At 55.5% G+C, this 14,040-nt stretch carries 12 protein-coding genes; all 12 read right to left on the reverse strand.

All coding sequences use genetic code 11. The features are described from left to right. Positions 1 to 51 precede the first annotated feature (51 nt). Complete coding sequence (gene focA, locus P2W74_RS06490) at positions 52 to 903, reverse strand: formate transporter FocA (RefSeq protein WP_276294374.1); 852 nt, start codon at positions 901 to 903, stop codon at positions 52 to 54. Positions 904 to 1,020: 117 nt separating this feature from the next. Next, positions 1,021 to 3,036 carry a sigma-54-dependent Fis family transcriptional regulator gene (locus P2W74_RS06495; protein ID WP_276294375.1) on the reverse strand — a complete coding sequence of 672 codons (2,016 nt, stop codon included), beginning with the start codon at positions 3,034 to 3,036 and terminating at the stop codon, positions 1,021 to 1,023. Between the two features lie 109 nt (positions 3,037 to 3,145). Beyond that, complete coding sequence (locus P2W74_RS06500; RefSeq protein WP_276294376.1) at positions 3,146 to 3,559, reverse strand: formate hydrogenlyase maturation HycH family protein; 414 nt, start codon at positions 3,557 to 3,559, stop codon at positions 3,146 to 3,148. Beyond that, positions 3,552 to 4,319, reverse strand: a complete 768-nt coding sequence (locus P2W74_RS06505; protein WP_276294377.1) for an NADH-quinone oxidoreductase subunit B family protein — start codon at positions 4,317 to 4,319, stop codon at positions 3,552 to 3,554. The genes P2W74_RS06500 and P2W74_RS06505 overlap by 8 nt, the downstream gene beginning before the upstream one ends. After that, positions 4,316 to 4,864: a hydrogenase 4 subunit H gene (gene hyfH / locus P2W74_RS06510; protein ID WP_276294378.1), complete on the reverse strand. Its 549-nt coding sequence runs from the start codon at positions 4,862 to 4,864 to the stop codon at positions 4,316 to 4,318. The genes P2W74_RS06505 and hyfH overlap by 4 nt, the downstream gene beginning before the upstream one ends. A gap of 10 nt (positions 4,865 to 4,874) precedes the next feature. Further along, a complete protein-coding gene (locus P2W74_RS06515; protein ID WP_276294379.1) occupies positions 4,875 to 6,602 on the reverse strand; it encodes a hydrogenase large subunit in 1,728 nt (575 codons plus the stop codon). Continuing rightward, positions 6,580 to 8,172 (reverse strand): hydrogenase 4 subunit F, encoded by a 1,593-nt coding sequence (gene hyfF, locus P2W74_RS06520; protein ID WP_276294380.1) that lies wholly within the window; start codon positions 8,170 to 8,172, stop codon positions 6,580 to 6,582. Before hyfF ends, P2W74_RS06515 begins: the two co-directional genes overlap by 23 nt. Positions 8,173 to 8,176: 4 nt before the next feature. Beyond that, complete coding sequence (gene hyfE, locus P2W74_RS06525) at positions 8,177 to 8,827, reverse strand: hydrogenase 4 membrane subunit (protein ID WP_276294381.1); 651 nt, start codon at positions 8,825 to 8,827, stop codon at positions 8,177 to 8,179. Between the two features lie 11 nt (positions 8,828 to 8,838). Then, positions 8,839 to 10,278, reverse strand: coding sequence for a hydrogenase 4 subunit D (locus P2W74_RS06530; protein WP_276294382.1), 1,440 nt, complete (start codon positions 10,276 to 10,278; stop codon positions 8,839 to 8,841). A gap of 16 nt (positions 10,279 to 10,294) precedes the next feature. Next, on the reverse strand, positions 10,295 to 11,242 hold the full coding sequence (locus tag P2W74_RS06535) for a respiratory chain complex I subunit 1 family protein (protein WP_203360451.1): 948 nt from the start codon (positions 11,240 to 11,242) through the stop codon (positions 10,295 to 10,297). 10 nt (positions 11,243 to 11,252) lie between these two features. Further along, entirely contained in the window at positions 11,253 to 13,274 is a 2,022-nt protein-coding gene (gene hyfB / locus P2W74_RS06540; RefSeq protein ID WP_276294383.1) for a hydrogenase 4 subunit B, read from the reverse strand. Further along, positions 13,274 to 13,891 carry a 4Fe-4S dicluster domain-containing protein gene (locus P2W74_RS06545; RefSeq protein ID WP_203360453.1) on the reverse strand — a complete coding sequence of 206 codons (618 nt, stop codon included), beginning with the start codon at positions 13,889 to 13,891 and terminating at the stop codon, positions 13,274 to 13,276. Before P2W74_RS06545 ends, hyfB begins: the two co-directional genes overlap by 1 nt. Between the last annotated feature and the right edge of the window lie 149 nt (positions 13,892 to 14,040).

The raw sequence follows: 14,040 nt of genomic DNA on the forward strand, positions 1-14,040 counted from the left end.
CCGGCGCACATATGACCGCCGGGCTACCTTCATCTGTTCATATTTCCGGTATTATTGTTTTGTTTTTCGTAAATAAATGATCCAGTACGTCACGCTGACCAGCAAACCGCCGCCAATAATATTGCCGATGGTCACGGGAATCAGATTATCGGTAATGAAATTGCTCATTGTTAATGCCGGGAAATTATCCGCAGTGGTCTGCGTGAGATTCCAGAATGCGTCCGGTGAAAAATAACGAATCATGATGGCCAGAGGGATCAGAAACATATTGGCGATGCTGTGCTCGAAACCGCTGGCGACAAACATGCTGATCGGTAATAACATGGCGGCGATTTTATCGGTGAGCGAATGACCAGAATAACTTATCCATACCGCGAGGCAGACCATTAAATTACACAATATGCCCAGACAAACCGCTTCGATAAAGGTGTGGTGCATTTTGTGATCGGCGGTTTGCAGAACGTTTAATCCCCATAAACCGTTGCTGTTCATCGCCTGCCCGGAAAACCAAATCAGGCACACAAAAAAGAGCGCTCCGACCAGATTACCGCAATAGACGATAAACCAGTTGATCATTAATTGCCGCCAGCTGATCAGCCCACTCGCTTTTGCCATGACCGTCATTACTGTCGACGTAAACAGATCGGCACCACAAACGACGACAAAAATAAGACCGAGGGAAAAACAGAGACCGCCAACCAGTTTTGTTAATGCTGTCACCGGCCCTGCGCCAGTGGTCACGGTAATATAAAAAACAAAGGCAATAGAAATGAACACACCGGCAGTAATTGCCAGAAAAAATGCCAATTCCTTTTTCTTTGTCACCTTATAGACGCCTGCCTGTTCGGCGACTTTTGCCATTTCGGCAGGCATTCTCAAGTCTAAAGAAACGCTGTTCTTCATAAGATGCTCCTGAATAGCACTGAGATATCAAAGACTGCATACCTTCATGCACAGTGCGTACCAGAGTGAGAGCCTCTTACGAGAATGAAATGTGAATCCCTTCACAGAGTTGCAGCGTTATAAGACCTCACGCGCGGTAATGCCCAGCCGTTGCATACGCGATAATAAGGTTGTGCGTTTCATACCCAGTCGCGTAGCGGCGCCACGAGGTCCGGCGACAATGCCGTTTGTTTCCCGTAGAACCTGAATAATACGCTGGCGTTCCTCTTCATCATTTTCCGGCGTGGCGGGGTTCAGCATTTGCGACATCGGCCCGGAAACGGGGGCATCGCTTCCCAGCGGCGGCAGTAGCCGGGTCTGGCGGGTATTCAGGTGCAAATTCAGGCTATTGCCCCGGGTGAGCAGTACCGCACGCTCGATCACGTTTTCCAGTTCGCGCACGTTCCCCGGCCAGTCCCATGTCATCAGTTGACGTAACGCTTCGGTTGGGATCACGTCAATGTTCCGGTTCATCCGCTTCGCCATTTTTTGCGTAAAGTGTTTTGCCAGAAGCGGAATATCTTCCGGTCGTTCGCGCAGCGGCGGGATCTCAAGGGGAAAAACGTTCAGCCGATAAAACAGATCGCTACGGAATTGCCGGTCTTCGACCATTTGCCAGAGATCGCGGTTGGTGGCGGCAATCATTCGCACGTTGACCGGTATTGTTTTGTTTCCGCCCAGACGTTCTATCTCCCTTTCCTGCAGTACACGCAGCAATTTGGGCTGTAACTCGAGGGGAAGATCGCCTATTTCATCGAGAAATAAGGTTCCGCCGTCGGCAATTTCAAAGCGGCCGCGATGGGTGTTGATCGCGCCGGTAAAGGCCCCCTTATCGTGTCCGAATAGTTCGCTTTCCAGCAGGCTGGCGGGGATCGCGGCGCAGTTAATCTTTACCAGCGGTTTATCCCGGCGCAGACTTAACTGATGGATCGCGCGGGCAATCACCTCTTTCCCCGTCCCCGTTTCACCGCAGATCAACACGGTGCTGTCGCTCTGCGCCACAATGTTGATCTGCGAAAGCAGGTCATCCATTGCCTGGCTTTGATAGATAATATTACCGGCGCCCTGGCTGGCGAACAGTTGTTCACTTAGCTGAAAATTTTCCTGTTTCAGGCTCTCTTTCAGGTCCGTCATACTGCGCCAGGCGTCGGCATTATCTACGGCGATAGCCACGCGGTCGGCAATATGTTGGAGAAGTTCGCAATTCTCTTCGCTGAACAGCGAGCGCGAAGGGTGCGCGAGAAGTAAGACACCCGGCGTATGACTGCCAAAGGTCAGTGGCAGAAAGAAGGCGCTTCCGACGTTGTTGTTTTTCAGATCCAGCAGCAGCGGGTCGTGCTCCCACAGCACGGGATCGTCTTCCAGATGCAGCAAACAGGTGTGCTTGTCGCGCAGCGTTTGCATCAGCATGATGCTCTGTTCCTGCAGGATAAACTGCAGGCGTTCCGGCGGTTCTTCCTGAGAGAAATCGGTGCTCCATGCGCAGTACTTGTCTGCCCGTCGCGTATCCCGCAGTACCATGCTGACGAAGGTGATACCGAAGAAGTGGTTAATCTCTCTGGCAACATCGTCGATCAGCTCTTCCAGATTTAAATGAGAGAGCACCGAGTTGGTAATATCGACCAGCACACGGTGATGATCGCGTTCTTTCGAAACGGACTGAAGGGATTCCTGCTGGCTGGACTGGGTCAGCATAGACTCCAGCGCAGGCGTCATAATGCGAACTAACCAGTTGAATAAGCTGGTGTCCTGGCGGGTAAACGTTCCTTTATCCGTGCGAATGAAACGCAACTCCGCCATCAGCGTATTGCCGAGCAGCGTGGCATGTCGCGAAGAGTCGCTTACGTCGCGCAGGTAAGGCTCTTTGACAATCTCGTCGGTTCCGTCGTCGAAGCAGCGATAATAGAAGCTGCTTTCCGGGAAGTGGAGTTCAATGAGTTGTATTGGGCTGAAGGGCGGGGGGAGCGGAACGAAGGCGTGCAGTATAGAGGCCTTATCATTCTGCCGAGTCAGAGAGTGCATAAGTGTACTGACTACATCATCCAACAACTTACCTACAGGCGGGGCAAAAATTGCCTCGTCAAACTTTGTCATCAACGGTCCTTTTTACTGAAGAGACATTTTGTGTAGCGAGTGCGTTTCGGTAGCGATCATGGCAACGCGACACTTTACCTTATCCCTTCACTTCGTAATGTTATCCGTCTCACGAGATCTTCCGCGCCATCAGATAAATAGCCGGCTCACGAACAATATCATCCAGCAGATGAATCAATTGGATACTCAGACTACGCCACGGTTCCGCGGCGTCATCGGCGAGGGGGGAAAAGGCGCGGCTGAGCATGTTAACGTGACTGGCATCGATAACAATTTCGTCAAAGCGGAGTACGCCCGACATTTTGCGGCGCGCTTCTTCATCTTCCACTTGCGCTATCCATTGGTTGTAGTCTGCCAGCGGGCAGGTTAATGCCACGTTCAGGCAGTCGATGACGCCAACGTGATGGCCTATCGCCAGTGAGTAATACATGACCTGGCGACTTTTTTCCGGCATGGCGACCGTACTGTCGAGAAACTTCTGTCGCAGCGTCCAGAAGACGATTTCGCCGCGCTGATTAGCCATGTTGCCCCCTGAGAGTCAGTAATAACTGGTGTACGATGTCGGTCAGGCGCGGATCGTCCGCTTCTTGTAACCAGCTCGCCACCTGTTGACCGGAAGGATCCTGAGTCAGCACCCGTAAGAGCTGGTCGCAGATCTCCCGTCCCTGGCGATAACCCGCCAGGCGGCGCGCCTCTCTCTCCACGGCAATACGCTGAGCGGGAGGGATCTGCGGCCACAGCGGTTGAGACGGCTCGGCTGCGGCATCGACATAATCCACACCATGAATTTTCTGCTGCAGCAATCCCAGCGCCACGGCAAAACCGTGGATCGTAGCGGCTGGCGTGGGTGGACATCCCGGTATCCACACGTCGATAGGCACAATCGTGTCACTGCCTCCCCACACGCAGTAAAGATCGTGGAAAATCCCGCCACCGACGCCGCAGGCGCCATAGGAGACACAGATCTTATGGTCCGGCGCGGAGTGGTACGCGCGCAGCGCAGGCATGCGCATTGCCCGGGTGACGGCGCCGGTAAATAACAAAATATCGGCATGCCGGGGGGACGCCACCACCTTAATACCAAATCGTTCAGCGTCGAACACTGGGGTGATCGCAGAGAAGATCTCGATTTCGCAGCCGTTGCACCCGCCACAGTCAACGCGATAAACATACGCTGATCGGCGAATATCCTTCAGGAGGCGCTGCTTCATTTGTTGCGCCTGGTCGTCCAGCGTAATGGGCTGACTGACGTGGTGGCGATGTGTTGCCGTCAACGAAGTCATTGCTTCTCCTTAATGGCAAAAGATATATTTTCGCAGCCGCCATGAAACAGCGCGGCGCGTTGCTTACACTCCGGGCAGATGCCTGCCTGCTGACGCAGCAAGTCCAGGTTTTGCGGCGCATTTTGCTGTTGCACCAGTAACGCGATGGCCATTTCGATCGATTTTTCTGGCGCAAACGGCCGCTGACACTGAGTGCAGTGTTGCAGGCGGAACGTTGCGCGGGTGAACAGGTCCGCTTTACACGTGACCGCCAGCTCGAAGTTTTCAGACAGCCGTATCGCCCGGGTTGGACACACCTCTTCGCAACGACCGCAATAAATACAGCGCCCCAAATAGAGCTGCCAGGTGCGGGTGTTATCCTGCGCGGAGGTTTCCATGGTCAGTGCGTTGGCCGGGCACGCCGACGTACAGGCTCCGCACGCGATGCACTGACGTGGGTCCAGTTCCGGCTTGCCGCGAAAGCCAGGGCTGACCTCCAGCGGCGCAAAAGGGTATTTCACCGTGGGCTCTCCAGCCCGCATGATGGTTTTGAGTAATTTCAGCATCTTTCTGTCCTTACTTCAGCGGTGAACGGCTGCGGTCAATGCTGTAGCGCTCGATCTCTTTATACGGCACGGTTTTCGACTTGCGTTTACGCACATCAATCAGCGTCACGCGGTCAGTGCAGGAATAGCAAGGATCGAGGCTGCCGATAATCAGCGGCGCATCAGAAATGGTGTTGCCACGCAGCATGTAGCGCAGGACCGGCCAGTTCGCATAGGTCGCGGCACGGCAGCGCCAGCGGAACAGCTTCTGGTTGTCGCCGAGCATGCTCCAGTGCACGTCTTCGCCGCGTGGTGCTTCTACAAAGCCGAGTGCAAAAGCATGGGGGCGATAGGTGAAGCCTTCGGTGAGCAGCGGCGTATTCGGCATCATGTCGAGGGCGTATTCGATCATCGCCAGCGAGTCGAAGGTCTCTTTCACGCGTACCATCACGCGGGAGAACACATCGCCCCCAGGGAAGCTGAACAGCGTTTTCGGAATGTTGGCGTAGTCAGAATACGGGTGGTCAAAACGCAGGTCGCGGGCAAAACCGCTGCCGCGAATCAACGGTCCTACCGGACTAAAGTCGCGGGCAATTTGTCGGTCGAGAATACCGACACCCTGGGTGCGTTGTTCCATATTGGGGGTCGCGAGTAGCATTTCGACGAGATCCGAAACTTCTGCGCGCATCTCCTGAACCAGCTTCAGCGTTTGCAGACGCTGCTCTTTGAGAATGTCGCGGCGAACGCCGCCGATCAGGTTGAGGCCATAGGTTTTACGCGAACCCGTCAGCAGTTCCGCCATCGTCATCGATTTTTCGCGCACGCGGAAAAACTGCATAAAGCCGGTATCGAAACCGACAAAGTGGCAGGAAAGGCCCAGATTAAGCAGATGGCTGTGCAGGCGTTCGACTTCCAGCAATATCGAACGGATGGTATGCGCACGCTGCGGGACGTGGATCCCAAGCGCATTTTCGACGGACGTGGCGTAGGCCACGCTGTGGGCAAATCCACAAATGCCGCAGACCCTGTCCGACAAAAATGTCACTTCGTTGTAGCCCATCCGCGTTTCCGCCAGTTTTTCCATGCCGCGGTGCACGTAAAACAGGCGATAATCGGCGTCGACGATCCGCTCACCATCAACAAAAAGGCGGAAATGGCCGGGTTCGTCGGAGGTAATATGCAGCGGACCGATGGGGATCACGCGCGCGTCATCGCCACCGTCGTTAATAAACGGATAGGTTTCGCTATCGGTCGTCGGTCCTGGGCGCAGACGATAATCCATGGCATCTTTACGCAGCGGATGCATATCATCAGGCCAGTCGTCGGGCAGCACCAGTCGGCGCTGATCGGGCAAACCGACCGGAATAAGGCCATACATATCGCGAATTTCCCGCTCGCCCCAGACCGCCGCAGGGACGCGTGGCGTGACCGATGGGAACTCACGACTGTTGGCATCGACCAACGCCTTCACCACGATCCAGCATTTTTCCGCGCCTTCAATCGAGAGCGCATAGTAAACCGCATAGTGTCCGTTCAGGCTTCGTTCGTCGTTACCAAACAGCACCGGCAGCCAGCCTTCATGCTGGTAGTAAAGATAATGCACGATGTCGGGCAGCAGATTCGTTTTTACCGTAATCGTCACCTGCGTCGGTGTTTGTCGCTCTTCGTCCAGCACCGCGCCAGGAAACTGATTTCTTACTGCGGCCAGACAGGCTTCGCCGCAGTTTGACTGGTGATTAACGCTGTCTGAATAATTCACTTTTACTCTCCGGTACCGATGCAGTAGTGGGGTTAACAAAATCACGCCAGCCGTTGAGCTGAATCGGGCGTTCAGAGGAGCCTGAAAGCACGATCGCGGAGGCATTTTCCAGAATTCGGCTTACCGGTTGCGGTATGTGGGTGCCCATGACCAGCATCATGACCAGCAGAACCACCATGGGTAGCGTCGTCAGCCAGCCCAGTTCGCCGCGACTCACCGCCTCTGGCGGGCGAGCAAACAGAACCCGGGCGACCATGCGGACCAGACCCGCCAGCACCACCGTCAGCAGCAGCAAGAGCACAATGGTGAGCACGATATGATCGCGGGCAAGACCCGCCGTGACGGTCATAAATTCACTGAGGAAGATATTGAACGGAGGCATCCCTGCGAGCGCCAATGCACCACCCGCAAACAGGACGGCGGTAAACGGCATGATTTTTAGCATGCCGCAGACCACATCAATATTTCGCGTGCCGTATTTCAGCAGTACGTTGCCGGAACCGCAGAACAGCAGGGTTTTCGCCAGACTGTGGTTTAACGTATGCAGCAACGCCGCCAGAATACCCAGCGGCCCGCCGATACCCAGCGCGACGGCGACCAGCCCCATGTTTTCCACGCTGGAATAGGCCAGCAGACGTTTCATGTCCTGCTGCACGAGAATAAAGAAGGCGGCAACTCCGACGGACAACAGACCGAAGATCAACAGCAGCGTATTGGGGAAATCGCTGCCGATGGCGTTGCAGATAATGATGTAATAACGGATCAACACCAGCAGCGCACAGTTAAGCAATACCGCAGAAAGCAGGGCGCTCACCGGGCTGGGTGCCTCACTATGCGCATCCGGCAGCCAGGCGTGCATCGGGAACAGACCGGTTTTGGTACCGAAGCCAATCAGGACAAACACAAACGCCAGCAGCATCAGCGTCGGATCAAGCAGCGTCGCCTGCTTCAACACGTCGGTCCAGAAAATCGCCAGATTAGGATCGGACATGATGCTCGCGGCGTTGGCATAAACCAGTACGGTGCCAAACAGACCGAAAGCGACACCAACGGTACAGATGATGATGTACTTCCAGGCGGCTTCCAGTGAAGAGCGCTGGCCGTAGATACCCACCAAAAACGCGGAACTGAGGGTGGTGGCTTCAATCGCCGCCCACATCACGATCAGGTTATTGCTGGTCACCACCAGCAGCATCGTGAACAAAAATAAATGGAAGAAACCGTAATAGTTGCAGAGCGTGGGCTCGGTAATTTCTCCGTGTTTCACCTCATGATTCATATAACCGATTGAATAGAGGCCCGTGAGAAAACCAATGACGCCCAGAATGGCTAAAAACAGTCCACTCAGGCTATCAATATGCAGCCAGCGATGCCCGGCGAAAATTTCGCCTTCGCTCAGCGCTTCTTTTACCGTCCATAGCGTCAGAATCAGCAGTAATGTGATCCCCACGGTATGAATCAGGGTGACCGCGTTGCGTGCCGACCCGCCTGTCATGCGACAGGCGAAACAGAGCAATGAGATGACCAGCGGCGTCAGCAACAGTAAGGTGAACATGACAGAATGACTCATTTCATTATCCCTTCAACGCAGTCAGGTTGTTCACGTCCAGCGTGCCATGGGTCCGCCAAATCTTTCTGGCCAGCAGCACCATCACGATAACGGCGAAAATGGCATCGGTCGCAATACCTATTTCGACCAGCTCCGGCGCACGCCAGGCGATCAGCGCCAGCACCAGATGGGAGCCGTTCTCCATCAGGCAGTAACCGAAAATCTGCCGCAAAATATTGCGTTGGCTGATAATGCACAGCAGTCCGAGGAGGAAATGCCCCAGCGCCACCGCCAGTGCAGGCTTCAGGTCCGCCGCCATCGGTAATTTCACCGGCTGTACGACGAAAGCGCAGAGCAGCACAATAAGCGCGGCCAGCAACGCCATGGTTGCCGGGCCGAACAAGGTCTTCTCGGTGCTGACCGGGGCGATTTTGCGTACGGCAAAACTCATAATCAGCGGCACCATCACCACTTTGGTGACGAAGGCGCTGACCGACCACATCATCAATTGTTCTGCCGCAAACACCCGCGAGAGCGTCACGAAAATGGACACCAGAACCAGCGACTGGACGGCATAAAAAATACATGAAAGGCGATAGCCTTTGACGCAGATCACCAGAAGTGACGTCAGCATCATCAGTCCCGCCAGATTATTTACGAGCGTTGTTCCCGTCATCCTTCACCTCCTTACTGAAGCCAGGTTGCGGCGATGACGCTGGACACAAGCGACATCACAATCAGTACCATCAACACCAGACGCATTGAGAGCGGCAGCGGCACTGCCTGCGCAACGTCGTCACTCGGTTTGCCCGGCACGACGCGACCAAACCAATAAATAAACCAACCGAAGCTGGCGACCGATTCAATCAGCACCAGAACCATGACGGGTATCAGCAACCAGTACTGACTGGAGAGCATGAAACCGGCGGCGAAAAGCGGGTACTTGCTGAAGAAACCGTTGAATGGCGGGACGCCGGTGATGGCCAGCGCCGCCACGCAGAAACCAATTCCCACCAGCGGCAAGGTGCGCAATATGCCGCGCAGGCGCGGCAGCAGACGTGTTCCGCAGCTATAGCTCAGAGAACCCGCGACCAGGAAGAACAAGCTTTTGGCAAACGCGTGGTTGACGATGTAAGCAATACCGCCCTCGAAAGCGAGATGAGAACCGAAGGTGGCAAGCGACAGCGCGAGAAAGATATAGGCCAGTTGGGTAATGGTCGACCAGGCCAGCAGGCGCTTCATATCGTGTTGCGGCAGATACATCATGAAACCGTAGATCAGCGTCACCAGCGCCATCACCACGCCCGTCCAGCCAATGGCAGGCGGGATCTGACCGCCGTCGAGGATCGCGCGGGCAAAAATGTAGACCCCCACTTTGACCATCGAGGCCGCATGCAGATACGCACTGACCGGCGTTGGGGCTTCCATCGCATCCGGCAACCAGGCCTGGAGCGGCAACTGTGCCGATTTTCCCCATGCGGCGAACAGAATGCCGCCGTAGACCAGATAGCGGGCGTCACCTTGCACTTCACTCAGCGCGCTGAGCGCAAAGGTGCCGGTCTGTAAAAACAGCGTTGCGGCGGCGAGGTACAACCCCAGTGAGGCGATGTGCGTAATCAACAGCGCCTTTAATGCAGAACGCTGCGATTTTGCTGTCTGGTAGTAGCTGATCAGCGCCCAGGAACAGCCGCCGGTGATTTCAAAAAACAGCAGTTGCCCCAGAATGGTGGAAGAGAGCACCAGCCCGGACATTGCACCGATAAAAATCAGCAGAAAGGCGTAATAGCGGTTGCTGCCGTTATGCGGGTGTTCGCGGTTTTTTTCGGTCAAATAGCCGGTGGAAAAAAGTGAAACCAGCAGGCCGAGAAAAACAACCACAAACAGGATTAACGTACTGACGCGATCGATAACCAACCCAAACAGCGCGATGTCATTGACGCTTGCCAGCGGCAGAACAACGGTCACTTTCCCGGCCTGGTAAAACATGACCTCCAGCGCCAGCATACTGAGCGTCGCCAGTCCGGCAAAGAGCGTCCCCAATGTGGCGGCCTGGCGCTGTGGGGCAAGCGAAACGACCAGCGCGCCGATAAACGGTAGCAGCAGCGTCGTTAGAGCAAGAGATTCCATGGTATGTCGATGCTCCTTACAGACCGGTTAACCAGAAAACATACGACAGCGCGGCGAGACTAAAACCGAGCCAGGTAACGTGGTGCGTCAGCAGGAATCTGCCGCGCGCCAAAGTATTTTCGACGAAAGATGCCAGCACGAAGAGCAGCAGAACTTTGCCCAGTGTCACGACCAGTGAGATCAGTAAGCTGCTGAAAGTCAGGGTTGTTGCGTTACCAAACGGCAGGAACAGCGAGATGAACAACGCGGCCATCACCACCTGTTTCAGCCCAAGCCCCCACTTCACCAGCGCCAGTCCGGCACCGGAATACTCCGTCAACGGCCCTTCCTGAAGTTCCTGCTCGGCTTCTGCAACATCAAAAGGAATTTTTCCCATTTCAATGAAGCAGGCGAAACCGCAGGCGAGCAATGCCAGCAATGTGGCGACCGGTGATGCCCAACCTGCTGCCAGTACGTTGCTAATGACGGCGATATGCGTAGAGCCGGCCATTAATGCGATGACGAGCAGAGAGAGGATCAGAATGGGTTCCACCAGAATACCCATCGTCATTTCCCGGCTGGCCCCGATCCCTGAGAACGGACTTCCGGTATCCAACCCGGAAAGGGCAAAAAAGAAGCGGAATAAGGCAAAGAGATAGATAAGAGTGATCAAATCGCCGCCGCCCGCGAGGGGCGACGTACGGATGAAGAGTGGCAACGCCATTGCCACCACCAACATGCTGCTCAGCAATACCCATGGCATCACGCGAAACATCAGACCCGATGAAGAGGGCGCGACTTCCTGACGCTTTAACAGTTTGTTGATGTCGCGGTAGTCCTGCCAGATCCCCGGTCCCGTACGTGAGTGCATACGGGCGCGGATCTGCCGGGAGATCCCGGTGAACAACGGCGTCAGTGCCAATAAAATGACGGCCTGCAACAACGCAAAACCCGCCAGATATCCGTCGAAGAGTGTGGGTGTCATGGTCGTTTCCTCAGACGGCGATAATCAGTAACAGAATGACCAGCGCTGCCACGACATACAGGCAATACAGGCGGAAGTCGCCGCTTTGCAGATACTGTATTTTGTGCGCCAGACGCTGTGTCATACGAACGATGGGGGCGATGATGTACTCATCCCAGAACGGTTCCGTGTTCCGCGCAACGGTCGTGGCGTGGAGTAAGCCACTGGCGAGCGGTGGTGACGGATCGAGCTGTTTGCGTAACCGATAGAGTGTGGCGAACATCACCCGCAACGGCTGAGTGAAGCTGCCAGCAGAAGGCGCCATCGCACTTTCCCAGCCGTAGCCACAGGCCCAGGCATCCCCGGCGCGGCGAAACGTGCCGCGTCTGGAGCGATAGACCCACCAGTAGAGACCCGGCAGGAGAGGCAAGGCGAGCAGCAACAGGAAAACGGTTGATGGGGTCATCAGGGTTTCATGCATTTCGCCCGGGATCAGCGAAATTCCCTCTGCCACAGGCGCGGTGCTGGCCGCCGTGAACGAGAGCACAATCTGCATGATTTGCGGCGCGACCCAGCTGGCGCCAATGCCGGTAAAGACGCACAGCGCGGCGAGCACGATCATCGCCACCACCATCTGCCAGGGCGCTTCCTGCGCCTGCTCCGCTTTTTCGCTGCGCGGTGCGCCGCAGAAACTGATTCCGTAGACTTTAACGAAACACATGGCGGCCAGCGCCCCCGTAATGGCGAGCATCACGATGGCTATGGGACCCGCCAGGCGCAATGCCACATCGTCAAAGCGGGTCATGGCGAATAATGACTGGTAGGTGTACCACTCACTGATAAAACCGTTCAGCGGCGGCATCGCCGAAATGGCCAGACAGCCAATCAGGAACGCGCCTGCGGTCCAGGGCATCCGTTTCGCCAGCGCGCCCATTTTTTCCATATCGCGGGTGTGTAAACGCCAGATAATGGCCCCGGCGCCAAGAAACAGCAGACCTTTAAACAAGGCGTGATTGAGCAGGTGAAAGAGGGCACCCAGCAGGCCGACCGCCGCCAGGATTGGCTGGTGTATCGACAGGCCAATCATGCCGACCCCGACCCCGAGCAAAATAATGCCAATGTTCTCAACGGTGTGCCAGGCCAGCAGGCGCTTAATGTCATGCTCCGCCAGGGCATAAAGTACGCCGAGCACGGCAGACACGGCACCAAACGCCAGCACGACGATGCCCCACCACAGCGGAATGCCGCTATGCGCGAGGAGATCGATACCGACTTTGAGAATGCCGAAAATGCCGATCTTCACCATCACACCCGACATCAGCGCTGAAGCATGTGACGGTGCGGCAGGGTGGGCGCGGGGTAACCAACTGTGCAGCGGCAACATCCCCGCTTTTGCGCCAAAGCCAAAAAATGCCAGCAGGAAGACGGCAGAAGCCAGACCGGGCGAGAGTGACAATTCCCGGAAGCTGGCGAAGTCGAGGCTGCCGCTTTGTCGCCACATCAGGAAGAAGGCGATCATGATCAGAACTGAACCGGCGTGGGCAATGAAGAAGTAGAGCATGCCAGCGCTGACGGACTCGTCATCCTGTTCGGCAATCACCAGGAACCATGAGGCCAGCGACATGATTTCGAACAGTACAATAAACCAGAAGGCATTGTCCATCACCAGCAAGCCGACCATCGAAGCGATAAAGAGATTCATAAAGAACCCCATCGCGGCTGCGCCCTTGCCGACATATTCGCGCATGTAGGCCAAAGAGTAGAGCGCACAGACGGTGACCAGCAGTGAAATCACCAGCACCATAAAGGCGGACAGGCTGTCCATTCGAACCGTCAGCGCGGCAAATGAGAAGGGGGTCTGAATAGCCCAGGTGAGCGTCGCGCCGGTTTTCAGCTGCGTAATCGCACTGCCGATGCCGGTAAGTCCCCCTAAAACCCCCGATAAACCGGCGATATTAATGGCAGCCCGATCGCGTCCTGAGAATAACAATGACATCACGCCGCCGGCGACATAGAGCGCCAGCGACCACATCAATAATTGCAGGGCATCCATCAACGTTGCTCCTGAGTCAATGAAAGAGGATCCAATGCGAGGTCCGGCATCGCGTCGACAGCCAGTTGTTGTTTCAGTCTGGTCTGCTGGCGCAGGACATCGTCGGTGACCAGGTGCAACGCCTGAGTGACGCAGGTGGCGACGCACGCCGGACCTTCGGGGAGGAAATAGCAGAGGTCGCACTTAACGGCGATGGCTTGTACCCCCGCATCCCAGCGTAGGAAGGGGCTGAGCGCCGGCGCGCTTTCCGGCACGTCATTGAGTTGTCCTTCCGCCTGATGGGCAAACTGCGTGGGAACGTCAACAGGACGACTGCCGGAAGGGACAATCGCGCCAAACGGGCAGACAAGGCCGCAAAGTTTACAGCCAATGCAAAGGCTTTCATTGAGCTGAATGGCGTCATCATGGCGCGTGATCGCATTGACAGGACACACCTGCTTGCAGGGGGCGTCTTCGCAGTGACGACAAAGCACAGGCGCGGTGTGTGTGGGGGTTCGCACCAGAGCAAGTCGTGGATGTTGCTGCAAGCCTTGCTTTTTATGTACGTCTGAACATGCAGCAAGACAGGTATTGCATCCAATACACCACTGAGGATCGGCTATCACAAAGCGGTTCATGTGGCTCCTTGAGACAAAACAAAACGTTGCGCCTGTTATGCACAAAGGATGCCATCTTTTAAATTATATTGAAATCAATTGGTTACGTGGTTTTCGTTGCGAATACAGAACAAAAGTGATGGTCAATACCGTCCGCGATTTCGTGTGTC

Source organism: Citrobacter enshiensis, assembly GCF_029338175.1.
In the GTDB taxonomy this organism is placed as follows: Bacteria; Pseudomonadota; Gammaproteobacteria; order Enterobacterales; family Enterobacteriaceae; genus Citrobacter_D; species Citrobacter_D enshiensis.